Raw genomic sequence first — 25,127 nt, forward strand, 5'->3', positions numbered from 1 at the left:
ACTGAGTCGAACGCCGACCGACCCCGACCCCGACCGCGGGTTTCTCCTTCGCGCGACGCCGGAAACCGAGCGACGGTTATCCCCGCCGAGCGCGTAGGTCGGGGTATGCCCACCGTCGCCACGAACGACGTCGAGACGTACTACGAGCGCCGCGGCGACGGCCCGCCCGTGGTGTTCGTCCACGGGGCGATCGTCGACCACAGCCAGTGGGCGCCGCAGTTCGACGCCCTCGCCGACGACTACACCGTCGTCGCGTACGACGTGCGCGGCCACGGCCGCACCGGCGGCTCCGACCGCGGCGCCTACTCGGTCGACCTGTTCGCCGAGGATCTGGCGGCGCTGGTCGACGCGCTCGACCTCGACCGTCCGACGATCTGCGGGCTGTCGCTGGGGGGCTGTATCGCGATGACGTACGCCGCGCGGTACCCCGACCGCTGCTCGGGGCTCGTGCTCGCGGACACGTTCGGGCCGACGCCGCTCACGCTCGGCGAGCGGGTCCAGCGGCGGGCCCTCCGCCTCACGATCCCGTTCGTCCGCGTCCTCGGCTACCCCCGCGTCGAGCGCGCGATGGTGTGGCTCCAGCGGCGGATCTCGGGCGAGGGCGTCGCCGGCGACTACGGCCGGATCGAGGCGATCCGCGAGACGGGACCGCTCATGTCGACCGCGGAGTTCGCGAAGGTGATCCGCGCGCTGGCGTCGTTCGACCGGACGCGCGTCGACCTCGCGTCGATCGCGGCGCCGACGCTCGTGCTGTACGGCGAGCACGACGCGGGGTTCGTCCGCCGGCAGTCGGCGGCGCTCGGGGCGCTGATCCCGGGCGCCGAGGTCGCGGCCGTCCCCGGCGCGGGACACGCCGCGAACCTCGACGAGCCCGCGTTCGTCACCGAGCGCGTTCGCGGGCTCCTCGCCCGCGCGTTCCCCGACGGCGAGCGGTCGGACGCGACCGCGGACGGGGGCGCAGGCGGCTCCGAACCGTCCGCGGCCGACGGCGCCGGCGACGGCTGAGTCGCGCTCGGGCGGGCGCGGTCGCGGCCGCATCGCCGGGCCCTCGTCCCCCGGGGCTCCCGTCGCCGCCGCGGTTCGAGGTCGTCGCCGCCGGGGGCCGTCGTCGCTCCGCGGCCGCCGGGGTCCGATCACGTTCGGGGCCGACAGCAACATCTGTTCGTGTGCGGCAGTTTATGGGGGCGGGCACCGACTCCGAGGTATGAGCGAGCAACAGCGCCGCGACCGCGGCCGCGAGGCGGGCGCCGGCGACGACGCCGACGCGTTCGCGGGCGAGAAGGACGAGTCCCTCCGGAGCCGCGAGGTGACCGCGGGCGCCGAGCGCGCCCCGCACCGGGCGATGTTCCGGGCGATGGGGTACGACGATCGGGACCTGTCGTCCCCGATGGTCGGCATCCCGAACCCCGCCGCCGACATCACGCCGTGCAACGTCCACCTCGACGACGTGGCCGACGCCGCCCGCGAGGGCATCGAGGACGCCGAGGGGATGCCCATCGAGTTCGGGACCGTCACCATCTCCGACGCCATCTCGATGGGGACCGAGGGGATGAAGGCGAGCCTCATCTCGCGGGAGGTGATCGCCGACTCCGTCGAGCTCGTCTCCTTCGGCGAGCGCATGGACGCGCTGGTCACGGTCGCGGGCTGCGACAAGAACCTCCCCGGGATGCTGATGGCGTCCATCCGGACGGACCTCCCCTCCGTGTTCCTGTACGGCGGGTCGATCAGGCCCGGCGAGCACGAGGGCCGCGACATCACGGTCCAGAACGTCTTCGAGGGCGTGGGCACGTACGCCGAGGGGGAGATGAGCGCAGAGGAACTGGACGAGATGGAGCGCCACGCCTGCCCCGGCGCGGGGTCGTGCGGCGGGATGTTCACGGCGAACACGATGGCGAGCATCTCGGAGGCGCTCGGGATGGCGCCGCTGGGCTCGGCGTCCCCGATGGCCGAGTCGCCCGAGCGGTACGACACCGCGCGGCGGGCGGGCGAGCTCGCCCTGGAGTGCGTCCGCGAGGACCGTCGCCCCTCCGACATCGTCACGAAGGAGTCGTTCGAGAACGCCATCGCGGTGCAGGTGGCGATGGGCGGGTCGACCAACGCCGTGCTCCACCTGCTCGCGCTGGCGGCCGAGGCCGACATCGAACTGGAAATCACCGAGTTCGACGAGATCTCCCGGCGCACCCCGAAGATCGCGAACCTCCAGCCCGGCGGCACCCGCGTCATGCAGGACCTCGACGAAGTGGGCGGCGTCCCGGTGGTGATCCGCCGCCTGGTCGAGGGCGGGTACATGCACGGCGACGCGATGACGGTGACCGGGCGGACGATCGCCGAGGAGATCGACCACCTGGAGGCAGAGGGCCGCCTCCCCGCGGACGACGAGATCGAGGCGGACTTCCTCTACACCGTCGACGACCCGTACCAGGAGGAGGGGGCGATCAAGATCCTGACGGGGAACCTCGCGCCGGACGGCGCGGTGCTGAAGGTGACCGGCGACGACGCGTTCCACCACGAGGGCCCCGCCCGCGTGTTCGAGGCCGAGGAGGACGCCATGGAGTACGTCCAGTCCGGCGACATCGAATCCGGCGACGTACTCGTCATCCGCAACGAGGGACCCCGCGGCGGCCCGGGGATGCGCGAGATGCTCGGCGTCACCGCCGCCGTCGTCGGGGCGGGCCACGAGGACGACGTGGCCCTCCTCACCGACGGCCGCTTCTCGGGCGCGACGCGCGGGCCGATGGTCGGCCACGTCGCCCCCGAGGCCGTCGAGGGCGGCCCGATCGGCCTCGTCGAGGACGGCGACACGGTGACGGTGGACATCCCCGAACGTGACCTCTCGGTGGACGTGAGCGACGAGGAACTGGCGCGCCGCGCCGACGAGTACGAGCGCCCGGACCCGGCCTACGCGGGCGGGATCCTCGCGAAGTACGCCCGCGACTTCGGCAGCGCCGCCAACGGCGCCGTCACGAACCCGAAGGCGAAGCGGGACTGAGTCGGCGTTCCGTCCCGACGTCTCGCCCGGGCACGATCGGTATATCGACATACGGACAGAAATGACGTTCGCGGAACGGCCAAGTGCCGCGCCGGCGACACCGCGGCCCATGGACGACGGCGAACCCGGGATCGATGACGACGGCGCCCCGGACCCGAACCCTGACCTTTCGGCGCGGTTCGAGGCGAACCGCGAGCACTGGGAGCGGATGGTCGAGCCGGTGTCGGTCGACGACGGCACCGCCGAGATCGAGGCGTTCCTCGCCGGCGAGTCGGCGCTGCTCCCGGTCCAGCGCCGGGAGGCGGGCGACGTGGCCGGCGACCGCCTGCTGGACCTGCAGTGCTCGATCGGCACCCGGACGCTGTCGTGGGCGCGAATGGGGGCGACGGTGACCGGCGTGGACATCTCCGGCGAGAGCGTCCGGGTAGCCCGCGAGCTCGCGGCGGCGGCCGGCCTCGCCGACGACGCGACGTTCGTCCGCGCGAACGTGTACGACCTCCCCGGGGCGCTCCCCGACCCGCCGGACCGCGGGTACGACACCGTCGTCAGCACCTTCGGCGTGCTGTGCTGGCTGCCCGACCTGGACCGCTGGGCCGAGGTCGTCGCCGCGTCGCTGGCGCCGGGTGGGACGGTCTACCTCGCGGAGCACCACCCGATCGCGACCGCCCTCTCGGACGACCTGCGCGCCGGCGACGGCGGCATCTCGGTCGAGCGCCCGTACTTCTCGACGGACGAGCCGGTGACCGACGGCGACACCCACAAGTGGACCCACGGGCTGGGGGAGGTCCTGACGGCGCTCGTCGACGCCGGGATCGACCTCCGGTTCGTCCACGAACACCCCTTCTCGCCGCTGGAACGCGCCGAGTCGATGGTCGAGGACGACGAGGGCCGCTGGCGGTTCCCGGACCACGACCTCCCGCTGCTGGTGACGGTGCGGGGGACGCGGCGGGGGTCGGTCGCCGGCGAGTGAGACGGCGGCGCCCGCGTCCGCGCGTTCCGACGGACCGCCCCGCCTCACCGGTCGGTCGCGTCGGGGGCCGCGTCCGTCCCCGCGCCGCTGTCGGCGTCCGTCCCCGCGCCGCTGTCGGCGTCCGTCCCCGCGCCGCCGTCCGCGTTCGGCTCCCCCGTCCGCGCGTGCAGCGTCTCGTGTACGCCGAGCACCAGCGCCGGCACGACGAGCATGAACAGGTGTTCCTCCACGGGTATCCCGAGCACCTCGATCCCCGTGCGCATCGGGATCGAGAACACGCCCACCTCCAGGGTGTACCAGTCCCAGACGTACGCGACCGGGTACACCGCGGCGACGGTGACGGCGGCCCGGCGGAGCGCCGCCGGCCCCGCGCGGACGAGCAGCGCCAGCGCGACGGCGCCGAACGCGACCTCGGTCGCGAGGTAGGTGTACGGGCCCAGGACCGTGATGTCGGGGAGCGGGACGCCCGCGAGCGGCCGGAAGGAGACGGCGACGAGCAGGCCCGCGAGGAAGAGGTACGCCCCGCGCACGAGCAGCATCGTCGCGGTCGTGTCGTCCTTGCGTGCGGCGACGGCGGCGACGGCGCCGAACGCGAGGCTCGCGGCGGGCGCGCTCGGCGGGAGCACGCCCGTGACCGACAGCGGGACGACCGCGAACAGGCCCGCCGCGAGCGCCGCGATAGCGAGGCGCCGGGCGCGGCGGCGGCCGAGCGCGACCGCGACGGTCCGCTTGCCGATCGAGCGGTCGTACCCGTAGTCCTGGGCGTCGTCGATCACCTTCACGCCCGCGAGCGTGACGACGAAGACGGCCGAGAGCGCGAGGGGCGCGAGCGCGAGCGTCCCCGTCTGGGCCGCGTAGCCGCCGAGCAGACACAGCGCGATGCCGACCGGGTACCCCAGCGTCGTCGTCACGGGGTTGGTGTCGAACTGCGGGGCGTGGAGGTAGCCGATCGCCCACATCGGCGCCGCCAGCGCGACCGCGAGCGGCGTCGCGACCGCGACCAGGGCGCCGAGGCACGCGAGGAAGCCGAGGGTGGACCCGAGGAGGCCGAGGCGGCATCCGCGCTCGGTCATCGGGTGGTCGTCGTCCTCGCCGCGGCGGTGGAAGTCGACGTAGCCGTCCTTCACGTGGGCGGTGTAGACGGCGAAGAAGGCCGCCCCGGCGTACACGAGCGCGACGGCGGGGGCGAACCGGCCCGACAGCGCCGCCCCGAACAGCGCCGTCGCCACCGGCGGAAGCATGAACACGGGGTGGACCTGCGAGGCGTAGGCGCGCGCGACGGCCGCCGGGCCGCGCCCGTGGCGGGCGATGGCCATGTGGCGTGCTAGGCGGGAGCACTGTTAAACCCGCGCGTCGGTGCCGGGCGCCGGGTTCCGCGTTACGAGAGGTACGCGGTCACGTCCGTCGAGGAGATCATCCCGACGTAGTCGTCGTCGACGACCGGGAGGTGTTTGATCCCGTAGGTGGTCATCATCTGGGCGACCTCCTCCATGTAGAGGTCCGGCGTGACGGTCTCGACGTCGGTCGTCATCACGTCGGCGACCCGGAGCTCGGAGACGTCCCGGCCGTCGGCGACGGCGTCGAGCACGTCCGTGCTGGAGACGATGGCCCGGGGGGTGGTCGTCACGACGAGCGCGCTGATCTCCCCGTCGCGCATCCGCCGGGCCGCCTCCCGGACGGTCGCGTCCTTGGAGATGGTCTCGAGCGGCGTCGACATCACGTCCGCGACGGTGGCCCTGTCGGTGGAACTCATACCGGAGTGGTCGGCGGGGGACGGTATGGTGTTTTCCCCCGCGACGGGTCGGGACGGGCGACGCTCGCGACGGACGACGGCCTCAAACGCGTCTCCGCATCGGTGCCGCCGACCGTCGCCGACGGCCGCGGCTCCGGACGGAAGGCGTCGAAAGAGGAGTGGGACCGCCGAGATTCGAACTCAGGTCCTACGGACCCCATCCGCAGAGGATACCACTACCCTACGGTCCCGCACTCGGAGGAAAACGAGCGTCGGGGTTAAGCGCTTCGTTTCGCCGACCCGGTGTCGCCACGCGATCGCGGTGCGGTCACGTCCCGCGGCGCGGCGGCAGCCACACCGTCTCCTCCTCGGCGTCGTGGTCGTCGCCGCCGCCGATCCGCGGGACCGCGCGGGCCAGTCGCGCCACGAGCAGGAACCACGCGAGCGCGCCGGCGACGACGACCGCGGCGGTCGCGAGCAGCGACACGATCCCGGCCAGGAAGCCGTCGAACGCGTGCAACGGCGGGCCCACGGCGACGACGTACCAGGCGAACGCCGCCGGCGGCGCCAGCGCGACGACGGCGCCGACGAACCGCTTCGTCCAGGTGGCGAGCGCGGACCGGAGGGCGAGCGCGCCGGCGAGGGGCGCGAGGTCGCGGTCGGAGTCGGTCACGTCGGGGACACCTCGTGTCGACGTTACTCCCCCGTCGCCGATAGCCCTTGTGGCGGCACCGCCCCGGCTCACTCCCCGTCCGGCTCGCGCGGCACCACCAGGTCGCCGTCGTCGCGGACGGCCATGCTCGCGACGGCGCCGCCCTCGTAGACGGCCAGCCCCTCGGCGCGGCCGATCAGGTACCCGTCGTGGTCCGACTCGACCGTCTCGACCACCTCGCCGTGGGGGGTCACCACCTCGGCGACGGCCTCGCCGGCCTCGACGGCCTCGCCGACGGCGACGCGGTGGCGGACCAACCCCGCGGACTCGGCCCGCGGGCCCACGAAGCGTCGGACCGGGTACTCGACCGGCGCGTCCGGAGCGCTCGCGCCCGCCTCGTCGACGCCCTCGGGCGGCGCGTCGAGCAGGCCGAACTCGACGGCGGCGCCGACGACGCCCGCGACGCCGGCGCGGCGGGCGTCCTCCTCGACGACGCTGTGGCCGCCCAGCTCGGCCGTGACCGCGGGGATCCCCGCCGTGTTGAGCGCCGCGCCGGCGGTCGAGCGCTGGAGCGACTGCTCGGTGTACTCCTCGGCGGGGTACTCCGTGAGCACGGGCAGCCCGAGCGCCCCGGCCAGGCGGTCGAGGTCGGCGGCCAGGTCCTCCGCCTCCCCCTCGCTCCGCTCCTCGCCGTACAGCACGCGGTCGCGGATCGTGAACGGCATCGAGCCGACCTGCGCGGTGTGGCAGTCGACGAGCAGGTCCGCGGACGACTCGAGGGCCTCGAACAGCCTGGAGTCGATGCGCTCCTGCGTCTCGGGCGGGCGCGACGACTCCCGCTCCGTGTCCGGGAAGTACCGGTTCGGGTCGTCGTCGCCGTAGTAGGAGGTGCGCTCGCCGCGTCGCAGGCCCGCGGGGTTGACCACGGGGACGACCACGACCGCGCCCGCGAGGTCGGCACGGACGTCGGCCGCGACGGCGGCGACGTCCTGCGCGACGGCGACGCCGGTCGCCTCGTCGCCGTGGACGCCGCCGGTCACCCACAGCGTCGGCCCGTCGTCGGCGCCGTTCGCCACGGTCACCGGGAGGCGCTCGCTCCCGCCCGTCGGGAGCCCCGTCGCCTCGATCCACCCGTTCGCGCGCTCGCCGGGCGCCGCGCTCGCGGTGCCGACCGTCAGCGTCCCGTGGCTCCCGTCTGCTCCGTCGGTCCCGTCGGGTTCGTCCATGCGCGCCCCTGTGCGGCCGGGCGAAAAAACCCACGAGCACCGGCAGTCGGCGCGCCGGGGGCCGACCCCCCGGCGGCCGGCGCGGACGACCGTCCGCCGCTCAGACCAGCACGCGCTCCAGCGAGACGACCTCGCCGGACGCCGCCTCCGGGTCGCCGACGAGCCGACCGAGGCAGACGGCCGCGCCGTTCGGCGTGTAACACGCCAGCAGGTCGCCCTCGGCGGGGTCGCCGGCGCCGACCTGCCCGCGCGCGACGACCCCCGGCGCGTACACCGGGGCGCCGTTCGCCACCTCGCGGGCCGCGGAGGGGGCGATCGTGAGCGACGGCAGGCCGGTCATCGCCTCCTCGGCCGGGCGGAGCACCTCCCGGAGCAGCGACTCGTCCGGGCCGCCGTCGTCGGTGTCCCGTCCCTCCGCGAACGCGACGCCGTCGACGAGGTCGTGCAGGGTACGGAGGTCGCGGTCGTCGAACGGGTCCGTCGCCGTGCGCCGGAGGTGGCCCATGTGCCCGCCGGTCCCGAGCGCGAGGCCGACGTCGTGACACAGCTTCCGGACGTACGTGCCCGACTCGCACCGGATCCGGAGGAGCACCTGTCGTTCGGTCCGGTCGAGCACGTCCAGGTCGTACACCTCCCGGGTGCGCAGGCGACGCTTCACCGCGGACTTGCGGGGCGGCTTCTGGTACAGGTCGCCCTCGAACTCGGCGACGACGCGGTCGAGGTCGGTCGGGGCGGGGGCGTGGAGTTCGAGGACGGCGACGTACTCCTTGGCGCCCTCGAGGAACACCGGCGCGAGGCGGGTCGCGTCGCCGGTGAGCGTCGGGAGACAGCCGGTCACCTTCGGGTCGAGCGTGCCCGCGTGCGCCGCCCGGTCGACCCCGAGGACGTCGCGGACCCACGCGGCCACCTGGTGGGCGGAGGGGCCCGCGGGCTTGTCGAGGTTGACGACGCCGAAGGCGGCCAGGTCCTCGACTGTCCGGTCGTCGGGTGCCGGGCGCATGGGTTCGCTCAGAAGTCGTAGGAGACGCCCGTGACGGGCGCCTTCCCCTCGTCGGTGTCGGGGTCGTAGGAGTCGATGGCGGTCGTGAGCATTCCCAGCACGCCCTCGGGCGACCACCGCGCGGTGTTGTAGGAGATGTCGTAGATGGTGAGGTCCGCGATGTCGATGTCGTAGTACCCCTCGTAGCGCTTGGCCTCGCTGGCCTCGCGGCGCTCGGTCTCCTCGCGCACCTGCTCGACTGGCTTGTCCTCGCGCTCGGCGATGCGCTCGCAGCGGACGGCGAGCGGCGCGTCCAGCCAGATGCGGAGGTCGGCGTGGTCGCCTGCGAGCCACCCGGCGAGGCGCGACTCCAGCAGCACGTCGTCGCGCTCGACGGCGACCGTGCGCAGGCGCCGGTCGAGGTCGCGGTCGATCTGGTCGTCCTCCTCGGCGAGCTCGTTGAACTCGACGGGGGTCATGTCGCGCTCGGCGGCCAGCTCCCGGAAGATGTCGCCGCCGGAGACGTGCTCCAGGTCGAACGCCTCCGCGAGCGCGGCGGCGGTGGTGCTCTTCCCGCTGCCCGGCGGGCCGGAGACCGTTATCAACATATCCCTACTCGGCCGCTCGCGCTCAAAAAGGCGTCCATGTCGCCGGCGTGTGCGCCGGCGTGACGCGGTCCGGCGGCGGCGCGGCGTCGCCCTCGGCGGGTCGTCGCGACGGCCCGTCGTGGCGCCGTCGCCGGGACGACCTACTCGCCGGCCCCCCCGTCGCCCCTGTCGCCCCCGAGGTGTTCGTCGACCGCGTCGGCGGTGATCCGCTCGGCGCCCCGGCGCGCCTCGGCGTAGCGCTCGCGGGCCCACGACACCGCCCGGGCGGTGTCGTTGACGGCGACGCCGCCGACGCCCGTCTCCGTGTAGACGACCACGCCCGCCTCCGCGTCCGTACCGTCGCCGCCGCCCGCCCGGTCGCTGCCGCCCGCCCCGTCGCCGCCGTCAGCGGCCCCGCCGTCCTCCGCGCCGCCCTCGGCGATCCACACCCCGAACGGCACGTCGACGCGGGCCCGGTAGACCGCCGTGTCGCCGGCGGCGACCGACTCGCGGAGGCGCCTGCCGCGCACCTCCACGAGGTGGTCGAACACGTCCGGGGTGACCACAAGCTCCGGCACCGCGCCGCCGGCGGTCGCCGCGCGGTCGAACGTCTCCAGGTGACCGGCCAGCGCGACCGGCGCGATCCCCCGAACGGTCCCGGCGTCGCGGACCGACTCGAACAGCCGGTCGACGACGCGGTCGGGCGCGCTCGGGTCCGGCCGGCTGATCTCGGCGCCGGCGAGGAACCGGCGGTCGAGCGGCGCGTCCGGGTCCAGCGGCTCGAACAGCGGTCGGGCCCGCAGGACGCCGTCCAGCCGCCCGTGGTACTCGTCGTGGGCGGCCAGCGCCTCGCGGCCGACCCCGGTCGCCCGCAGTCCGCCGTCGACGCGCTCGACCAGGCCGGCGTCCGTGAGCTCCCTGACCCCGCGGTCGAGCGTCGTCCGCGGGATGTCGAGGCGCTCGACGAGCGCGCGCTTGCGCGCCGGCCCGTCACGCAGCGCCGCGAGCAGGTCGCGCCGCTTCGCCAGCACGTCCGCGACCGCCGCGGGATCCTCGGTTCCCATCGCCCGAACGTGCTGTCGGGTCGACCATTTAGCTTCCGCTCGCGGGCGCGTCACCGCGGCGCGGGAAGGTTCCCGGTCGGTGGAGTGATGAGGGCGACGGCGATACGTCGGGATGCCCCCCTGCCGTCCCCCGACGACGGCCCTCCACCGACCGTCGACGCCCGCGAACTCGGACTCCCGCCCGGCGTCGGCCCCTCTTCGGACTCTCCCGCCGCCGACCACGACCGTCCCGCTCCGGTCGCTCCGCTCGCGGCGCGCTCCGGCACCCGTTCACATCGAGGCCGCCAGTCGGCCGGCTTCGCACCGCTCGTCCTCGCTACTCATGCCGCGCTGTCTCTGTGAGCGGAGCAGCACGGGACCGATCCGCCGGCCCGCCGGGACGCTCGTTCGGGCTTCGCCCTCACTCTCGCCCCGCAATTTCTGGGCGGCTCGCCCGCAAGCTCGCCGCCGCTCGTCCGAGACGCTCGTTCGGTCGCGCTGCTCTGCTCACGGCTCACTGCGTTCGCCGTTCGCGCCGAGGCCTCCCTCCGGTCGGCCTCGCTACTCGCGTCTCGCTAGCCCCGCGAGGTGCCCCGCCTCCTCGACGACGATCTCCTCGCTCCCGAGGCGCGCGGCGTTCTCGCTCCCCGGGAGACAGAACACCGGGACGCCGCCGGCGACCCCCGCGGTCGCGCGCGTGCCGACGACCATCGTCCCGATCTCCTCGCGGCTCAGCGACCGGAACAGCTCCCCGAAGCCGGGAAGCTCCTTGTCGAACAGCGGCGTCACCGCCTCGACGGTCACGTCGTCGGGCGTCACGCCCGTGCCGCCGGTTGTCACGACGCAGTCCACGTCCTCGCGGTCGACGAGGCGGTCGACGGTGCCCTGGACGCCGTCGAAGTCGTCGGCGACGACCTCGCGGACGACCACCTCGTCGCCGGCGGCCTCGACGGCCGACTCGATGGCGTCGCCCGCGGTGTCGTCCTCGTGACCCCGCGAGGAGGAGACCGTCACGACCGCGTACCCGAGCGTGTCGAGGTCGTGCGCGTGGTGGTCGTCGTGGGAGTGGTCGTGGCCACCGTGGTCGTGACCGCCGTGACCGTCGTGGGAGTGGTCGCCGTCATCTCCGCCGTGGCCGTGGTCGTCGTGCCCGTGTCCGTCGTCGTGATCCGTACCGTCGCTCATACGCCCTGCTTTCGCCCGCGGGCGCTTCAACCCCGGGCACCCGACGCGTCCCGGACCTCGTCGGCGACGAGGCGAACCGCCACGGCGAGGCCGGCGAGCGCGAGGCCGACCAGCCCGCCGACGAGCAGGCCGACGCCGGCGACCCAGACCGCGACGGAGACCATCCCCGAGGTGAGGAAGGCCACACCCAGCGCGAGCGCGAGGCCGACGACCGCCGAGGCCGCGCCGCCCGCGAGGAGCCGGTACGTGTTCGATCGGTCGGCGAGCGGGCCGACCCTGAGCCGCCCCTCGCCGGGCGGGAGGCCGTAGCCGACGACGGTGACGACGCCGGCGACGGCCGTGCCGAGCAGGGCGAACGCGAAGGCGAACCCCGCGGGGACGCCGTCGCCGGCCTCCGGCGGCGGCTGGAGGCCGAGGACGAACGCCGCGACGGCCGCGTGGCCGGCGAGACCGGCGGCGACGGTCAGGACGCGGAGGGCGGCGAGGACGCCGGACCGGTTCATGACGGCCGTTCGATGCTTCGGGGCATGGCTCTTGTGGTCGCGGACGGGTCCCGCGGCGGGTCGCCTCGGCCCCGGCTCCCCGGCCGCACCTACCCCTCGGCGTCCGGGTGGAACAGGTCCTCGATCCGGCAGTCGAAGAAGTCCGCGAGCGCGAACGCGAGCTCCAGCGAGGGGTCGTACCGACCGCGCTCGATGCTGTTGATCGTCTGGCGGGTGACGCCCACCTCCTCGGCGAGGCCGGCCTGGCTCAGGCCGCGCTCCTCCCGGCGGGCGCGAACGTCGTTGTTCATCGGGTCCGCCTGAGCCAGCCGTACGCGAGCGCGAACACGACGAACAGCCCGACGTAGCCGTACAGCGCCCCCCAGACCAGCTCGGGCACGTCGTAGCGGCCGAGCCGCGTCGCGAGGCGGGCGGCCGACGCGCCGACCGGCAGGATCACGGCGAAGACGCCGAGCGTGAGCGCGCTCGCGTGGCGTTCGAGCGCCTCGTCGCGCTCGTCGAACAGCGTCACCGGGCTGAACCGCCAGACCGCCAGGAACCCGAGGACGCCGAGCCAGTACACCGCCTCGCCGGCGACGTGGTAGTCGAGGGACCGCAGCGCGAGCCCGGCGGCGACGCCGCCGAGCAGCGTCCCGGCCATCAGCAGGCGGTAGCGACGCCGCCTCGACACCGTCGGCGCGGTCGCGGTGCCGGAGCCGGTCATCGTCGCCTCCGGACGACCGCGATCGCGGCGACCCACACCAGGAAGAACGCCGCGACCGTCGTCGCCGCGCCGGCGGCGAACGCGTCCCAGGTGTAGTAGCCGAGACCGCTGGCGAGCACGAGGGCCGGGAACACGACCGCCGAGGTCAGGCCGAGCACCCGGACCGCGTAGCCGGAGGCGGTCGCGAGCACGTCCGTGTCCCGCTCGTCGAAGCGGACGCCGGCGACGCGGCGGTATCCAACCGCGGCGACGGCCAGGGCGGCGAACGCGCCGACCGCGGCGATCCGGAGGTCGAGGACCAGCAGGCCGACGTACGCGAGCGTCGCCGCCGCCCACAGCGCGACGTACGCGAGGCGGCTCCGTTCGGGGCTGTCGTGGGTAGCGTGTGTCGTCGTCATGGGTCGGGCCGCGAGCTGTAAAGCTCGCTTTACAGTAAAGCGTACTTTACACCCGATAATAAATCTACCGGCGCCCCCGCTCCCCCGGCCACTTCGCCGCGTGGGGAAGCGTTTACTCCCCCGGCGTGGCAGGTGGGAACACGCATGAAGGCAGTCCAGTTCTCGGAGCACGGCGACCGCGACGTGATCGACTACGGCGAGTTCCCGGACCCGGAGCCGGGCCGGGGAGAGGTGCTCGTGGACGTGAAGGCCGGGGCGCTCAACCACCTCGACATCTGGACGCGCAAGGGACTGCCGGGCATCGACCTCGAGATGCCGCACATTCCGGGATCCGACGCCGCGGGCGTCGTCCGCGACGTCGGCGAGGGCGTCACCCGGTTCGAGGAGGGCGACCACGTCGCCGTCTCGGCGGGCGTCTCCTGCGGGGAGTGTGAGTTCTGCCGACACGGCGAGGAGTCCCAGTGCGTGCGCTTCTCGATCATCGGCGAGCACCAGCGCGGCGTCCACTCGGAGCTGGCGGCGGTCCCGCAGGACAACCTCGTCCCCGTCCCCGACCACGTCGACTGGGAGGTCGCCGGCTCCGCGTCGCTGGTGTTCCAGACGGCCTGGCGGATGCTGCTCACGCAGGGGGAGCTGGGACCGAGCGAGTCCGTCCTCGTGCTCGGCGCCTCCGGCGGCGTCGGCCACGCGGCCGTCCAGATCGCGGACCACGTGGGCGCGGAGGTGTACGCGACCGCCTCCAGCGAGGAGAAGCTCAGGTACGCCGAGGAGTGCGGCGCCGACCACGTCATCAACTACGAGGAGACCGACTTCGCCGACGAGATCAGAGAGCACACCGGCCGCCGCGGCGTCGACATGGTGGTCGACCACATCGGCGCGGCGACGTGGCACGACTCGCTCAAGAGCCTCGCGAAGGGCGGCCGGGTCGTCACCTGCGGCGCGACCACCGGCGGGCGACCCGAAACCGACATCAACCGCATCTTCTGGAACCAGCTGAAGGTGATCGGCTCGACGATGGCGACGCCGGGCGAGGTGGACGACGTGCTCGAGCTCGTGTGGGACGGCACCTTCGAGCCGCGGATCCGCGAGACGCTCCCGATGAGCGAGGCGGCGCGCGCACACGAGATGATAGAGGACCGGGAAGGCTTTGGCAAGGTGGTGGTTAGACCCGACAGTGAGCTCTGAGGGATCGGGCGCGAACGCCGACGGCGTCGACGCGGACGGGACTCCCGGCGGCGACACCGCGGACCGAACGCGGGTCGTCAACACCGGCGACGGCTACGAGCGCGTCGCCGGCGCGGCCGACGACGGGGCGACCGACTCCCGCGGTGACGAGCCGGCGGCCGACGAGGGTCTCGGCCGAGCCGGATGGGTGCTCGTCGGCGTCGTCGTCCTCGCGTTCCTCGTGATCCCGGGCGCCATCTACCTGCGCCCGACCGCGCCGGGGGAGCTCGGCTTCGGCTTCCTGGCGGCGATGCTCGTGTTGCCGTTCCTCCCGGCGCTGCTGCTGGGTGTGACGGCCGTGTGGAGCCTCGCCGTCGGCCGGGAGTGAGACCGGGAGCCCGGCCCTCCCGGGCGGCCGGGCACCTCGGGTCGACATACTTTTAGCGAGCGATCCTGTCGTAGCGAACCGATGGACGACGCGCTCGTCGCCGACCTCCGCGAGGAGACGGCCGACGCGCTCCGCGCCGTGGGGACGTACGACCACGAGGGGTACCGCGTCCGGTACCTCCGCGAGGACGTCGAGACCGCCCTCGACGGGGACGACCTCGACGCGATCCGCGAGGCGGCCGTCCTCGACACGCTCGAACGCGACTACTACGAGCGGCTCTTCTCGACGGCCGGCGCGTTCGAGGCGACCGTCAGGCAGTTCGAGCGGGCGCTCGTCGTCGAGGTTCCCACCGGCGACGGGGAGGGCGTCCTCGCGAGCGTCGACCGCGACCTCGACGGCTCGATCCGCGCGGTGGTCGACCGCTGTCTGGCCGTCCGCGAGTGACCGCGCCGGCCGGGACGTTTTGACGGCCGGGCGCGTACGGGTACCCGACATGGCCACCACGCGCAGCGCGGCCCCGGAACCGGAGGACCTCCCCCCGGACGTGCCCGGGGAGTCGACCTTCGTCGAGGCGAACGGCCGCACGTTCCACGTCGTCGAGGCCGGCCCCGAACGCGGGGACCTCGTCCTGCTGCTCCACGGGTTCCCGGAGTTCTGGTACGGCTGGCACGAGCAGATCCGCCCGCTGATCAACGAGGGGTACCGGGTCGTCGTGCCCGACCAGCGCGGCTACAACCGCAGCGAGCGCCCCGGGAGCGTCCGCGACTACCGCATCGAGGCGCTGTCGGCGGACCTGACCGGGCTGATCGACGCGTACGGCCGCCAGGAGGCGGCGGTCGTCGGTCACGACTGGGGCGGCGTCGTCGGCTGGTGGACCGCGCTCCACGACCCCGACCGCCTCTCCGAGTTCGTCGCGGTCAACGCCCCCCACCCCACGGTGATCCGCCGGACGCTCGCGGGCGACCCGGCGCAGCTGCTCCGGTCGAGCTACGCGCTCTTCTTCCAAGTGCCGAAGGTCCCCGAGGCGGTGATCCGCGCGGCCAACTGGCGCCTTCCCGTTCGGATGATGCGCGAGTCGTCGATGCCGGGGACGTTCTCGACGGCGGACTTCGACCGCTACCGCGCGGCCTGGGGGCGGGACGGCGCGTTCACGGCGATGCTGAACTGGTACCGGGCGGCCGCCCGTCGGCGGCCGACGCCCGAGACCGACGAGGTGACGGTCCCGACCCGCCTGATCTGGGGGGTCCACGACCAGTTCCTCAAGCGCCGGATGGCCCACGACTCCCTCGACTACTGCGCCGACGGCCGGATCACGACGATCCAGGAGGCGACCCACTGGGTCCAGCACGAACAGCCGGTGAAGGTCGCCGACGCGGTCCTCGACGAGCTCTCCTGACGCCGCCGGCGTCGGGGTGGAGGGGGGCCCGACTCCGCTACGCGTCGCGCTCGTCCTCGACGCCGATGTCGACGCCGTCGCCGTCCCAGTCGCGGCGGTCGGCGGTCCGGTCGGCGCGGCGACGGTCGCCGCCGGCGTCCCCGCGGCCGTCGCCCCCGCCCGTCCCGTCGTCGGCCCGCTCCACCGCGCCGGGCATCATCGCGCCGGCGGCGCCGGGGCCCTCCTCGGCGTCGGTCGCCCGCCGTTCCTTGAGGTTCTGGCGGGTGAACTGGGGCTGCGCCGTGATCCCGCGCCGCTCCTTGGTGAACGAGCGGTACAGGAAGAACACCATCGGGAGGGTCGCGACGACGATGGCGACCGAGAGGTACACGTCGAGCACGCCTCCCCGGAACGAGTAGATGATCGCCGCCGACAGGCCGCCCACGGCCGTCAGCACGGAGTAGGCGATGCGCTGGGCCAGCCGGTCGAGGACGCGGTTCTCGTCCTCCAGCGTGACGTTCACCGCCAGGTTCCCCCGCTGGGCGGTGTCGAGCACGTCGTCGAGCTTCGGCGGGACGGTGAACAGCGCCCGCGCGGTCTCGCGCGTCTGGTCGGCCGCCTCGCCCGCGAGCCTGCGGGCGGTGTCCTCCAGGTACCCCTGCTCGGAGAGGTACTCGGTCGCCACCTCGATGAAGTCGAAGTCCGGGTCGAGCGTGACGCAGACGCCCTCGACCACGGTCGCGACCCGGAGGACCAGCGCCATGTTCTGCGGGAGCCGCAGCGGGAAGTCGTAGATGGTCGACTCGACCTGCTCGATCACCTGCTGGACGCGGTACTGCTCGATGTCCTCCCCGCGCACGTCGGCGATGGCCAGCTCCATCACGTCGGCCATCACCTCGCGGTCGGCCTCCGGCGAGAGCGTCCCCATCTCGACGAGCGCGTCGAGGATGCCGTCGATGTCCTGGTTGGCGACGGCGATGTAGAAGTCGATGATCTTCTCCTGGATGTACGGGTCGACCCGGCCGGACATGCCGAAGTCGTAGAAGATGATCCGCCCCTCGCGCGTCACCGAGAGGTTCCCCGGGTGGGGGTCGGCGTGGAAGACGCCGTCCTCGGCGATCATCTGGAGGTACACCCGCTGGAGCGTCGTCGCGAGCTCGGTCCGGTCGACGCCCATCGCGTCGAGCGCGGCGGTGTCGGATATCTTCGTACCCGGGATGTACTCCATCGTGAGCACGCGCGGTCCCGAGGCCGCCGCGACCGGCTCGGGGATGATCACGTCCTCGTTGTCCTCGAAGTTCGCGCGGATCTCCCGCAGGATCCGCTGCTCGCGGGCGTAGTCCATCTCCTGGTGGATCGTCTTGTCGAACTCCTCGGCGAGGTTCTCCAGCGAGAACGCCTGCCCCTGGCCGACGAACCGGGTCAGGAACGGGAGCGACCACTTGATGACGCGGAGGTCGGCCTCGACGAGGGTCTCGATGCCCGGGCGGCGGACCTTCACGGCCACCTCCCGGCCCTCGTAGGTGGCGACGTACACCTGTCCCAGGCTGGCGCCGGAGATGGGGTCGGTGTCGAACTCGTCGAACACCTCCTCGACCGGCCCGAGTTCGTCCTCCAGCACGACCTTCGACTCGGCCCACGGCGCCGGCGGCACGTCGTCCTGCAGCGACGACAGCACCTCGATGTACGCCGACGGCACCACGTCCGGCCGCGTCGAGAGGATCTGCCCGAGCTTGATGAACGTCGGCCCGAGCGTGAGCAGGGTGTCGAGCAGCACGTCCGCCCGGCGGCGCTGTTCCTCGCGGGTGACGTCCCGGGAGCCGCCGACGATCAGGTACCGCCGGCGGTCGCGGGCGTACGCGATCAACAGCGGGAGGAACCGATAGAGGACGACCGGGAACCGCCGGTAGGCGCGCAGTGAGACCAGCGTCACCACCCCGGGTTACGCGTCCGTGACCGGGATGGTGTGTTCGGGCGCGGCCGCGCGCTTCGGGAGCCGGACCTCCAGCACGCCGCGGTCCATCTCCGCCTCGGCGTTCTCGTGGGTCGCGTCCGGCGGCAGCGGGATCTCGGCGTCGAGGAACAGCGGCCGGTCCTCCTCGACGTAGCTGTACTCGCCGTCGGCCGCCTTCTCGCGGCGGGCCTCGATGTGGAGCCGGCCCCGTTCGAGGCGGACGTCGGTGGTCCCGGCGACGGCCCCCGGGAGGTCGACGACCAGGAGGTACGCGTCGTCGCTCTCCAGCAGGTCGGCGAACACCGGCTCGGGGAGGTCCCGGAGCGCCTCGCGTAGCTTCGACATGGACGGTGCAAGGGGCGGCGCGTCGAAAAAGGCCGCGGTGGCGGCCCCGTCGCGTGCGTGCGACTCTCTCCCAAGGTTTTTGCGTGCGCGGCCGGTGCCGTCGCACGTGACCGAGACAGGGAACGAGACCGAGGAGCGCGGGGTCGACCCCGGCCGGGACGGCGCCGCCGACCGCGCCGACTCCGGCGGATCCGACGGGGGCGCCGCCGTTCCCGTGCGCGTCGAGCCGGACGCCGCGGTGGTGTCGGTCGGGGCCCGCGTTCCCCCGGACCGTCCGGAGGAGACGCCCGTCGCGCTCCGGCCCGCGGCGGCGGCGCGGACGCTCGCCCGTCGCCTCCGGGGGGCGGTCGCCGACCTGGCGCGCGGCGGGCGGACGCGGTCCGGCGAGTAGGCCGGCCGTCCCGGACGGGGCCGGACGCGCCCGGTCGGGCTCGCCCGCGTCGGGTCCCCTCCCCGCCCGCGGCGACGCCGGCGCCGACTGCCGCCCCTTTTTGCCGCGCGAGCGCGAGGGATCCGGTATGAGTCACGACCGCACACGCTCCGGGTTCAAGGAGCGGACCCGCGTCGCCGACGCGCGCGAGCGCCTCCTGTCGGCGGTCGCGCCGCACGGCCGGACGGAGACGGTCCCCCTGACCGACGCCGACGGCCGCGCCGTCGCCGGCACCGTCGAGTCGCCGACGCCCGTGCCGGGGTACGACCGCGCCGCGATGGACGGGTGGGCCGTCCGTGCCGAGGACACGTTCGGGGCCTCCGACCGTTCCCCGGCGGTGCTGTTCGCCGAGGAGGACGAGGTGGGCCCCGAGGGCGCCGTCCGCGTCCACACCGGGAGCGAACTGCCGCCCGGCGCCGACGCGGTGGTCATGGTCGAACAGGTGGACGAGGTCGGCGCCGAGGTCGAGGTGTTCGACGCCGTCGCCGAGGGCGAGAACGTCGGCCCGACCGGCGAGGACGTCGCCGAGGGACAGACCCTGTACGAGCCGCCCCACCGCCTGCGGCCCTCGGATCTCGGACTCCTGAAGTCCGTCGGAATGACCGAGGTCGAGGCGGCCGAGCGCCCCCGCGTGTCGGTGATCCCGACCGGCGAGGAGCTCGTGCAGGCGGACCCCGACCCCGGCGAGGTGATCGAGACGAACGGGCTCACCGTCTCCCGGCTGGCCGAGCGCTGGGGCGGCGACGCCACCTACCGGGACATCGTCACCGACGACGAGGACGCCCTGCGGGCGGCCGTCGAGCGCGACCTGGACCACGACGCCGTCGTCACCACCGGCGGCTCCTCGGTGGGCGAGCGCGACCTGATCCCCGAGGTGGTCGACGACCTCGGCGAGGTGGTCGTCCACGGCGTCGCCCTCAAGCCGGGCCATCCCGTCGCGCTCGGGGTCGTCGAGGAAACCCCCGTGATCATGCTCCCCGGCTACCCCGTCGCCTGCATCGTCAACGCCGTCCAGTTCCTCCGCCCCGTGATCCGGGAACTCGGCTCGCTCCCCCACGACCCGCACCCGACGCGGCGGGCGACGCTGACGCGGAAGGTGTCCTCCGAGCCCGGCGTGCGGACGTTCGCGCGGGTGACGCTGGAGGGGACCGGGGACGGTCCCGGGTCCGCCGAGACCGCCGACGGAGACGCCCCCGCCGCCGAGGCGACGCCGACCCGCGCGTCCGGGTCGGGGATGCTCTCGTCGGTCGCGCTGGCGGACGGGTGGGTCGTCGTCCCCGAGTCCCGGGAGGGGCTGGACGCCGGCGAGGCCGTCGACGTGGAGCTGTGGGAGGTGAGCGAATGAGCGACCGCAAGGAGTTCCGCGACCTCGCAGAGCCCGGGGAGGCCCACGAGGCCATCGCCTCCCTGGACCTGGCGTCCGACCCGGAGACGGTGCCGCTGCGGGAGGCGCGCGGCCGGGTGCTCGCCGAGCGGGTCGACGCCGACCTCGACGTGCCGGGGTTCGACCGCGCCTCGATGGACGGCTACGCGGTCCGCGCGCGCGACACCTTCGGCGCCGACGAGGCCGACCCCGAGACGCTGGAGCTGGTCGGCGCGGTCCACGCCGGCGCCGAGCCCGACGTGACCGTCGAGCCGGGCACCTGCGCGGAGATATCCACGGGCGCCGTGCTGCCCGACGGCGCCGACGCGGTCGTGATGGTGGAGCGGACGACGGAGGTGGCGGGACACGACGGCGACGCGGACGCGGTCGAGGTCCGCACCTCGGTCGCCCCCGGCGACCACGTGATGTTCGCGGGCGCCGACATCGCCGCCGGCGACCGGGCGCTCGGCCCCGGCACGGAGGTCACGCCCCGCGAGATCGGCCTGCTGTCGGCGCTCGGCGTCGACGAGGTGCCCGTCCGCGGGACGCCCACGGTCGGGATCGTCTCGACCGGCGACGAGCTCGTGCGCCCGGGCGGGGAGCTCCACAGCGAGCGCGGGCAGATCTACGACGTGAACAGCTACACCATCGCCGCGGGCGTCGAGGAGGCCGGCGGCGAGGCCCGGCTGTACCCCCACGCCGGCGACGACTACGACGAGATGGAGCGACTGCTCGTCGAGGCCAGCCAGGAGTGCGACCTCGTGCTCTCGTCGGGGTCCACCTCCGCCTCGGCCGTCGACGTGATCTACCGGGTGATCGAGGAGCGCGGCGAACTCCTCCTCCACGGCGTCTCGGTCAAGCCCGGCAAGCCGATGCTCGTGGGCCGGGTGGGCGACTCCGCGTACGTCGGACTCCCGGGGTACCCGGTGTCGGCGCTGACCATCTTCCGCACCTTCGTCGCCCCCGCGGTGCGGGAGGCGGCCGGCAAGCCCGAGCCGCGGACCGCCACGGCGACGGGCCGGATGGCCGTCGAGGAGCGATACTCGGAGGGACGGATGCGGCTCATGCCCGCGGGCCTCGTTCACGACGGCGACGGCGAGACGCTCGTGTACCCCGTCGACAAGGGCTCGGGCGCGACGACGAGCCTCGTGGAGGCCGACGGCGTCGTCGTCGTCGACCCCGACACCGAGTACCTCGCCGCCGGCGAGGACGTCGAGGTTCGGCTGTTCTCGCCGGACGTGCGCGCGCCGACGCTGCTGGCCGTCGGCGAGGACGACCCCGCGCTCTCGCGGCTGCTCGACCGGGTCGACCGCCCGCGCTACCTCCCGGTCGGCTCCCGCGAGGGACTGCGCCGCCTCCGCGACGGCGTCCCCGACGCCGCCGTCGTCGCCGACGACCCCGGCCGCGACCCGGTCGCCGCGCCGGACCCGACCGCCGACGACGAGCCGGTGCCGGCCGAGACGCTCGGCGAGTGGACCCGCGAGTGGGGGCTGATCGTTCCGGCCGGCAACCCCGACGACGTGACGGGGCTGTCGGACCTCGTGGACCGGGACCTCCGGTTCGTCAACCGCGACTCCGACGCCGGGCTCCGGACGACGCTCGCGAACGCGCTGGCCGACCTGGCCGACGAGCGCGGGACGACCCGCCGGGAGGTCACCGAGGCGGTCGACGGCTTCGACCGGGCGGTTCGCGCCCACGAGTCGCCCGCGCGGCGCGTGCTCGCGGGCGACGCCGACGTCGGCCTTGGACTGCGCGCGACCGCCGAGCGGCTGGGGACCGGCTTCGTCCCCCTCGGCACGCAGCCGGTGCGGATCCACGTCAACCCCGCGCGCGTCGACAAGCCCGGCGTACGGCGGCTCCGGGAGGCCGTCGCCGAGGGCGACGACGTGTTCGCTGCGCTGGCGGGCTACGGGCGCTGACCCCGGTCGCCGCCCGGGCCGCCCCGGCGACGCCGTTGGCCTGCGGCTAACAATACGCCGACAGAGCGGTGTGGGGGGTGTGGCGACACGCGAACCCGGGGCCGGCGCGTCGCGCTCCCGCCTGTCCGGAGCCGTCCGGCTGTCGACGCTCGTCGTCGCCTTCACCGGCGTCGAGACGGTCGCGCTCGTGGTCTGGCTCGCCCTCGTCCGGGACGCCCCCGCGGCGTCGGCGGGCGCGGCCGCCGGCCTCGGCGTGCTCGCCGTCGGCCTGTTCGTCGAACACTACCTCACGAACCGCGCCGTCAACGGGGCGGGGGCGTCGTTCCCCGTCGGCCGGGTGGCGCTGTTCAGCGGCTCCGAGGCCGGCCTGTGGGCGCTGTGGCTCGTGATCGCCGAGCGCGTCGCCGGGCCGGGCGGGTTCCTCGCCGCCGGGGTCGTCCTCGCGGCCCTGCTGGTCCCCCAGCACACCGTCGAGGACAACGTCCTCAGGGGCGCGGGGCTGTTCTCCTCGCTGGTCGACGCGCGCACGGTCGGCTTCAGCGTCATCGAGTCGGCGGGGGCGACCGTCTGGCTCGTGTTCGTGCTCCGTCCCGATGCGGTCGCCCCGCTCCTCCGGGATCTGGGCGTCGTCGGCGTCGGTCCGGCGGCCGCCGGGATCGCGGTGCTCGCGGCGTCGCTCCTGGTCGAACACGTCGTCGGCGTGTCGTTCTCTCGTCGACGCTAGGTGCCGGGCGGCGCGGCGACGCCGGGGCCGACGGTGGGACGGTCACCCCGCCGGGCCGTTCGGCTCCGCTACGGCGTCGGCGCGGCCTTCTGGAGGGCGGTCTCGGCGATGTTGCCGCCGTAGTCGGCCGACCGGGACACCGAGTCGACGATGAGCCCGAGCAGCTGCGCGCGGGCGGGGTCCAGCTCCCGGAGCAGCTCGTCGATCTCGCGGGCGCGCTGGTCGACGCCGAGCACCGCGCCGCGCGCCTCGTTCGCCAGCCGCGTCGCCTCCGCGCTGTCCTCGGCGAACAGCGCCTCCATCGCCCGGTCGACGACCTCCCGGGCGTCCTCGTCGAGCGTCTGGAGCGCCTCGATCAGCTCGTCCGGGAGGGTCGCGTCCCCGCCGTCGGTCGCGGCCTCGCCGGCGTCGACGATCGCCTCGTCGTCGAGCAGCTCGTGGGTCAGGTGGGCGATCTTCGTCGCGTGGTCGGCGACGCGCTCCAGCTGGCGGGCGCTGGAGTGGTAGTCGAAGCACACCTCCCGCGAGAGGCCGATGTCCTCGGCGGCCTTCGGGGTCCGGAGGGTCGCCCGGAAGATGCGCGAGACGACCATGTACAGACGGTCCACGTCGTCGTCTCGGTGGATCACGTCCAGCGCCATGTCCTCGTCGCTCGTGGCGAGGGCGTCGATCGCGTCCTCCAGCATCGAGACGGCGATGAGGCGCATCCGGGTGACGGCGTTGTGGATCGACAGCTCCGAGGAGTCGAGCAGGTCGCGGATGACGACCCGGTCGCGCGTCTCCTCGAGCACCTCCAGGCCCACGAGGCTCTGGACGGAGTCCCGGATGGTGCGGCGCTGGTCGTTGGTGATCCGGGCGGCCTCCAGCGCGATGATGTCGAACCCCGAGACGTACATCGTCATCACCGCGCGCGTGAGCTGATCGCCCTCCAGGTCGCCGACGTCGAGGGTCCCCTCGGTGCGCCCCTCCTCGCTCACCGGGGTGAGAAACAGCGAGTCCCCCTCGGGGTAGAACTCCACCTCGGTCCCCGCGCTCACGCCGTTCTCGGTGGCCCAGTCCTTCGGGATCGACACCGTGTACGTCGACCCGCCGGTCACCTGCACCTTCCGTGTCTCGACCATCGTCGGGGTCTCGGGACGACCGGCTGTTAAATCCACCGGTACTCTATATACTCGATTCGGATCGACGCCTCTGAGCGAGAATATCGAGCGGTATTGGAAGATATGTCCCGAAACTCGATAGAGCACTCGACTGTCAGTTGTCCTCAGAGAGGCCGATTGGCGTCGTATTTTCGGCGATTCGACGACCGGGCCGGATCCGTCGATCCATGTACACACGTTCTCACACTATATCTATATATTTCTCATAGTAGGGTACTTACCTATCTCCCGGCTCCGATCGAGTGATGACGGATCACTCCGAATCCGCGACGCGGCGTGCCTTCGTGACTGCTGCGGGAACGGCGGGCGTCCTCGGGCTGGCCGGCTGCACGAGCAACACCGACTCCGGCGGTTCCGGCGGCGGCTCGAACGGCGGGGGCTCGGGCGGCTCCGGAACCACCGACAGCGGCTCCCAGCAGCTCTCGGGGACGATCGACATCGCGGGTTCCTCGACGGTGTTCCCGCTGGCGACCGCCTTCGCGGAGATGTTCCAGAAACAGCACTCGAAGGTGAACATCAACGTCCAGTCGACGGGTTCGGGCGGCGGGTTCGCGAACTTCTTCTGCCCCGGCGAGACGGACTTCAACAACGCGTCGCGTCCGATCAAGGAGGAAGAGATGCAGCAGTGCGAGAAGAACGGTGTGGAGCCCGTCGAGCTGACGGTCGCGACGGACGCCCTGACGGTCATCGTCAACAACGACAACGACTGGGCGGAGTCGCTCACGGTCGAGCAGCTCAAGGAGATCTGGTCGGCCGACTCGCCGCCGACGACGTGGGCGGACGTCAACTCCGACTGGCCCGACGAGGAGATCGAGCTGTTCGGCCCCTCCGACGCCTCGGGGACGTACGACTACTTCCTCGAGGCGGTCATCGGCGAGGACGGTCCGGGCCACCGCCAGGACTACTCCGCGACCGAGCAGGACCGCACCATCATGCAGGGCGTCCAGGGTTCCGAGTACGCCATGGGCTACCTCGGGTTCGCCTACTACAGCCAGAACACCGACGCGGTGAAGGCGGTCGCCATCGACAACGGCGACGGCCCGGTCGAGCCGTCGCTGGAGACGGCGAAGTCCGGCGAGTACACCCCGCTGGCGCGCCCGCTGTTCACCTACCCGGCGAAGTCCTCGCTGGCGGAGGACCACGTCGCCGCCTTCGCCCGCTACTTCGTCGAGAACACGACTAACCGGGAGGTCGTCGCCAACGACGTCGGCTACGTCCCGCTCAGCGAGGACGAGAAGGCCGAGCAGATGGAGAAGCTGGAGGCCGCGATCGAGGAGGCCAACGCCTGAGCGCGAGCGCACCTCCTGTCACCGGCGCGACGGACGCACGAACGGAGAA

Annotated in this window: 26 protein-coding genes, 1 tRNA gene and 1 pseudogene; 12 read left to right on the plus strand and 16 right to left on the minus strand. The window is 73.5% G+C overall.

The genetic code is table 11. The features are described 5' to 3' along the window. Positions 1-105: 105 nt before the first annotated feature. From ACQUQ1_RS02040 to ACQUQ1_RS02050, 3 genes are all read left to right on the plus strand, one after another. Entirely contained in the window at positions 106-1,005 is a 900-nt protein-coding gene (locus ACQUQ1_RS02040; protein ID WP_435062585.1) for an alpha/beta fold hydrolase, read from the plus strand. A 199-nt stretch (positions 1,006-1,204) separates the two neighbouring features. Beyond that, positions 1,205-2,989, plus strand: coding sequence for a dihydroxy-acid dehydratase (gene ilvD, locus ACQUQ1_RS02045; RefSeq protein WP_435062586.1), 1,785 nt, complete (start codon positions 1,205-1,207; stop codon positions 2,987-2,989). 109 nt (positions 2,990-3,098) lie between these two features. Further along, on the plus strand, positions 3,099-3,959 hold the full coding sequence (locus ACQUQ1_RS02050; protein ID WP_435062587.1) for a class I SAM-dependent methyltransferase: 861 nt from the start codon (positions 3,099-3,101) through the stop codon (positions 3,957-3,959). Positions 3,960-4,003: 44 nt separating this feature from the next. Here ACQUQ1_RS02050 and ACQUQ1_RS02055 read toward each other — a convergent pair whose 3' ends face one another. The 13 genes from ACQUQ1_RS02055 to ACQUQ1_RS02115 form a co-directional block, all read right to left on the minus strand. Continuing rightward, positions 4,004-5,275: a lycopene cyclase domain-containing protein gene (locus ACQUQ1_RS02055; protein WP_435062588.1), complete on the minus strand. Its 1,272-nt coding sequence runs from the start codon at positions 5,273-5,275 to the stop codon at positions 4,004-4,006. Positions 5,276-5,337: 62 nt separating this feature from the next. After that, entirely contained in the window at positions 5,338-5,712 is a 375-nt protein-coding gene (locus ACQUQ1_RS02060; RefSeq protein ID WP_435062589.1) for a CBS domain-containing protein, read from the minus strand. Positions 5,713-5,871: 159 nt separating this feature from the next. After that, positions 5,872-5,942, minus strand: a tRNA-Pro gene (locus ACQUQ1_RS02065). Between the two features lie 77 nt (positions 5,943-6,019). Continuing rightward, positions 6,020-6,364: a hypothetical protein gene (locus ACQUQ1_RS02070; RefSeq protein ID WP_435062590.1), complete on the minus strand. Its 345-nt coding sequence runs from the start codon at positions 6,362-6,364 to the stop codon at positions 6,020-6,022. Positions 6,365-6,432: 68 nt separating this feature from the next. Further along, positions 6,433-7,569, minus strand: coding sequence for a succinylglutamate desuccinylase/aspartoacylase family protein (locus ACQUQ1_RS02075; RefSeq protein WP_435062591.1), 1,137 nt, complete (start codon positions 7,567-7,569; stop codon positions 6,433-6,435). 100 nt (positions 7,570-7,669) lie between these two features. Continuing rightward, positions 7,670-8,569 (minus strand): RNA-guided pseudouridylation complex pseudouridine synthase subunit Cbf5, encoded by a 900-nt coding sequence (locus ACQUQ1_RS02080; RefSeq protein ID WP_435062592.1) that lies wholly within the window; start codon positions 8,567-8,569, stop codon positions 7,670-7,672. An 8-nt stretch (positions 8,570-8,577) separates the two neighbouring features. Then, entirely contained in the window at positions 8,578-9,156 is a 579-nt protein-coding gene (gene cmk, locus ACQUQ1_RS02085) for a (d)CMP kinase (protein WP_435062593.1), read from the minus strand. A gap of 140 nt (positions 9,157-9,296) precedes the next feature. Then, complete coding sequence (locus ACQUQ1_RS02090) at positions 9,297-10,199, minus strand: helix-turn-helix transcriptional regulator (RefSeq protein WP_435062594.1); 903 nt, start codon at positions 10,197-10,199, stop codon at positions 9,297-9,299. Between the two features lie 540 nt (positions 10,200-10,739). Further along, positions 10,740-11,363 (minus strand): MogA/MoaB family molybdenum cofactor biosynthesis protein, encoded by a 624-nt coding sequence (locus tag ACQUQ1_RS02095; protein WP_435062595.1) that lies wholly within the window; start codon positions 11,361-11,363, stop codon positions 10,740-10,742. 26 nt (positions 11,364-11,389) lie between these two features. After that, positions 11,390-11,866 (minus strand): hypothetical protein, encoded by a 477-nt coding sequence (locus tag ACQUQ1_RS02100; protein WP_435062596.1) that lies wholly within the window; start codon positions 11,864-11,866, stop codon positions 11,390-11,392. Between the two features lie 89 nt (positions 11,867-11,955). After that, a complete protein-coding gene (locus ACQUQ1_RS02105; protein WP_435062597.1) occupies positions 11,956-12,156 on the minus strand; it encodes a helix-turn-helix transcriptional regulator in 201 nt (66 codons plus the stop codon). Continuing rightward, positions 12,153-12,569, minus strand: coding sequence for a DUF2178 domain-containing protein (locus ACQUQ1_RS02110; RefSeq protein WP_435062598.1), 417 nt, complete (start codon positions 12,567-12,569; stop codon positions 12,153-12,155). The genes ACQUQ1_RS02105 and ACQUQ1_RS02110 overlap by 4 nt, the downstream gene beginning before the upstream one ends. Next, positions 12,566-12,967 carry a hypothetical protein gene (locus tag ACQUQ1_RS02115; RefSeq protein WP_435062599.1) on the minus strand — a complete coding sequence of 134 codons (402 nt, stop codon included), beginning with the start codon at positions 12,965-12,967 and terminating at the stop codon, positions 12,566-12,568. Before ACQUQ1_RS02115 ends, ACQUQ1_RS02110 begins: the two co-directional genes overlap by 4 nt. Positions 12,968-13,111: 144 nt before the next feature. On the opposite strand from ACQUQ1_RS02115, the gene ACQUQ1_RS02120 reads away from it, so the two are divergent. From ACQUQ1_RS02120 to ACQUQ1_RS02135, 4 genes are all read left to right on the plus strand, one after another. Continuing rightward, positions 13,112-14,152 (plus strand): zinc-binding dehydrogenase, encoded by a 1,041-nt coding sequence (locus ACQUQ1_RS02120; RefSeq protein ID WP_435062600.1) that lies wholly within the window; start codon positions 13,112-13,114, stop codon positions 14,150-14,152. Next, positions 14,142-14,519 (plus strand): hypothetical protein, encoded by a 378-nt coding sequence (locus ACQUQ1_RS02125; protein WP_435062601.1) that lies wholly within the window; start codon positions 14,142-14,144, stop codon positions 14,517-14,519. Before ACQUQ1_RS02120 ends, ACQUQ1_RS02125 begins: the two co-directional genes overlap by 11 nt. A gap of 81 nt (positions 14,520-14,600) precedes the next feature. Continuing rightward, positions 14,601-14,963: a DUF7522 family protein gene (locus ACQUQ1_RS02130; RefSeq protein WP_435062602.1), complete on the plus strand. Its 363-nt coding sequence runs from the start codon at positions 14,601-14,603 to the stop codon at positions 14,961-14,963. Positions 14,964-15,012: 49 nt separating this feature from the next. Beyond that, positions 15,013-15,915 carry an alpha/beta fold hydrolase gene (locus ACQUQ1_RS02135; RefSeq protein ID WP_435062603.1) on the plus strand — a complete coding sequence of 301 codons (903 nt, stop codon included), beginning with the start codon at positions 15,013-15,015 and terminating at the stop codon, positions 15,913-15,915. Positions 15,916-16,153: 238 nt separating this feature from the next. On the opposite strand, the pseudogene ACQUQ1_RS02140 reads toward ACQUQ1_RS02135, so the two are convergent. Together ACQUQ1_RS02140 and ACQUQ1_RS02145 are read right to left on the minus strand one after the other, a co-directional pair. Next, positions 16,154-17,830, minus strand: a pseudogene (locus ACQUQ1_RS02140) (ABC1 kinase family protein); the annotation flags it as partial. A 6-nt stretch (positions 17,831-17,836) separates the two neighbouring features. After that, entirely contained in the window at positions 17,837-18,193 is a 357-nt protein-coding gene (locus ACQUQ1_RS02145; RefSeq protein ID WP_435062604.1) for an Hsp20/alpha crystallin family protein, read from the minus strand. A gap of 106 nt (positions 18,194-18,299) precedes the next feature. Here ACQUQ1_RS02145 and ACQUQ1_RS02150 point away from each other — a divergent pair, with 106 nt between their 5' ends. The 4 genes from ACQUQ1_RS02150 to ACQUQ1_RS02165 all read left to right on the plus strand — a co-directional run bounded on the left by ACQUQ1_RS02150 (position 18,300) and on the right by ACQUQ1_RS02165 (position 22,629). Further along, the gene (locus ACQUQ1_RS02150; protein WP_435062605.1) at positions 18,300-18,584 is read left to right on the plus strand and encodes a hypothetical protein; all 285 of its coding nucleotides are present in this window, start codon (positions 18,300-18,302) and stop codon (positions 18,582-18,584) included. A gap of 127 nt (positions 18,585-18,711) precedes the next feature. After that, the gene (locus ACQUQ1_RS02155) at positions 18,712-19,968 is read left to right on the plus strand and encodes a molybdopterin molybdotransferase MoeA (RefSeq protein WP_435062606.1); all 1,257 of its coding nucleotides are present in this window, start codon (positions 18,712-18,714) and stop codon (positions 19,966-19,968) included. Further along, positions 19,965-21,905, plus strand: a complete 1,941-nt coding sequence (locus tag ACQUQ1_RS02160) for a molybdopterin biosynthesis protein (RefSeq protein ID WP_435062607.1) — start codon at positions 19,965-19,967, stop codon at positions 21,903-21,905. Before ACQUQ1_RS02155 ends, ACQUQ1_RS02160 begins: the two co-directional genes overlap by 4 nt. A 79-nt stretch (positions 21,906-21,984) precedes the next feature. Next, positions 21,985-22,629 carry a hypothetical protein gene (locus tag ACQUQ1_RS02165; RefSeq protein ID WP_435062608.1) on the plus strand — a complete coding sequence of 215 codons (645 nt, stop codon included), beginning with the start codon at positions 21,985-21,987 and terminating at the stop codon, positions 22,627-22,629. A 68-nt stretch (positions 22,630-22,697) separates the two neighbouring features. Here ACQUQ1_RS02165 and ACQUQ1_RS02170 read toward each other — a convergent pair whose 3' ends face one another. After that, the gene (locus ACQUQ1_RS02170) at positions 22,698-23,750 is read right to left on the minus strand and encodes a PhoU domain-containing protein (protein ID WP_435062609.1); all 1,053 of its coding nucleotides are present in this window, start codon (positions 23,748-23,750) and stop codon (positions 22,698-22,700) included. Between the two features lie 284 nt (positions 23,751-24,034). Between ACQUQ1_RS02170 and ACQUQ1_RS02175 the strand changes: the two genes are divergently transcribed. After that, positions 24,035-25,078, plus strand: coding sequence for a PstS family phosphate ABC transporter substrate-binding protein (locus ACQUQ1_RS02175; protein ID WP_435062610.1), 1,044 nt, complete (start codon positions 24,035-24,037; stop codon positions 25,076-25,078). Positions 25,079-25,127: the final 49 nt, after the last annotated feature.

The organism is Halobaculum sp. EA56 (assembly GCF_051195075.1).
In the GTDB taxonomy this organism is placed as follows: domain Archaea; phylum Halobacteriota; class Halobacteria; order Halobacteriales; family Haloferacaceae; genus Halobaculum.

Bases quoted from the DNA above. Each gene is read 5' to 3' on its own strand.
- ACQUQ1_RS02055 (WP_435062588.1), bottom strand. From the start codon at position 5,275: ATGGCCATCGCCCGCCACGGGCGCGGCCCGGCGGCCGTCGCGCGCGCC.
- ACQUQ1_RS02110 (WP_435062598.1), bottom strand. From the start codon at position 12,569: ATGACCGGCTCCGGCACCGCGACCGCGCCGACGGTGTCGAGGCGGCGT.
- ACQUQ1_RS02075 (WP_435062591.1), bottom strand. From the start codon at position 7,569: ATGGACGAACCCGACGGGACCGACGGAGCAGACGGGAGCCACGGGACG.
- ACQUQ1_RS02130 (WP_435062602.1), top strand. From the start codon at position 14,601: ATGGACGACGCGCTCGTCGCCGACCTCCGCGAGGAGACGGCCGACGCG.
- ACQUQ1_RS02160 (WP_435062607.1), top strand. From the start codon at position 19,965: ATGAGCGACCGCAAGGAGTTCCGCGACCTCGCAGAGCCCGGGGAGGCC.
- ACQUQ1_RS02105 (WP_435062597.1), bottom strand. From the start codon at position 12,156: ATGAACAACGACGTTCGCGCCCGCCGGGAGGAGCGCGGCCTGAGCCAG.
- ACQUQ1_RS02100 (WP_435062596.1), bottom strand. From the start codon at position 11,866: ATGAACCGGTCCGGCGTCCTCGCCGCCCTCCGCGTCCTGACCGTCGCC.
- ACQUQ1_RS02095 (WP_435062595.1), bottom strand. From the start codon at position 11,363: ATGAGCGACGGTACGGATCACGACGACGGACACGGGCACGACGACCAC.
- ACQUQ1_RS02115 (WP_435062599.1), bottom strand. From the start codon at position 12,967: ATGACGACGACACACGCTACCCACGACAGCCCCGAACGGAGCCGCCTC.
- ACQUQ1_RS02060 (WP_435062589.1), bottom strand. From the start codon at position 5,712: ATGAGTTCCACCGACAGGGCCACCGTCGCGGACGTGATGTCGACGCCG.
- ACQUQ1_RS02175 (WP_435062610.1), top strand. From the start codon at position 24,035: ATGACGGATCACTCCGAATCCGCGACGCGGCGTGCCTTCGTGACTGCT.
- ACQUQ1_RS02080 (WP_435062592.1), bottom strand. From the start codon at position 8,569: ATGCGCCCGGCACCCGACGACCGGACAGTCGAGGACCTGGCCGCCTTC.
- ACQUQ1_RS02050 (WP_435062587.1), top strand. From the start codon at position 3,099: ATGGACGACGGCGAACCCGGGATCGATGACGACGGCGCCCCGGACCCG.
- ilvD (WP_435062586.1), top strand. From the start codon at position 1,205: ATGAGCGAGCAACAGCGCCGCGACCGCGGCCGCGAGGCGGGCGCCGGC.
- ACQUQ1_RS02040 (WP_435062585.1), top strand. From the start codon at position 106: ATGCCCACCGTCGCCACGAACGACGTCGAGACGTACTACGAGCGCCGC.
- ACQUQ1_RS02170 (WP_435062609.1), bottom strand. From the start codon at position 23,750: ATGGTCGAGACACGGAAGGTGCAGGTGACCGGCGGGTCGACGTACACG.
- ACQUQ1_RS02155 (WP_435062606.1), top strand. From the start codon at position 18,712: ATGAGTCACGACCGCACACGCTCCGGGTTCAAGGAGCGGACCCGCGTC.
- ACQUQ1_RS02135 (WP_435062603.1), top strand. From the start codon at position 15,013: ATGGCCACCACGCGCAGCGCGGCCCCGGAACCGGAGGACCTCCCCCCG.
- ACQUQ1_RS02145 (WP_435062604.1), bottom strand. From the start codon at position 18,193: ATGTCGAAGCTACGCGAGGCGCTCCGGGACCTCCCCGAGCCGGTGTTC.
- ACQUQ1_RS02090 (WP_435062594.1), bottom strand. From the start codon at position 10,199: ATGGGAACCGAGGATCCCGCGGCGGTCGCGGACGTGCTGGCGAAGCGG.
- cmk (WP_435062593.1), bottom strand. From the start codon at position 9,156: ATGTTGATAACGGTCTCCGGCCCGCCGGGCAGCGGGAAGAGCACCACC.
- ACQUQ1_RS02120 (WP_435062600.1), top strand. From the start codon at position 13,112: ATGAAGGCAGTCCAGTTCTCGGAGCACGGCGACCGCGACGTGATCGAC.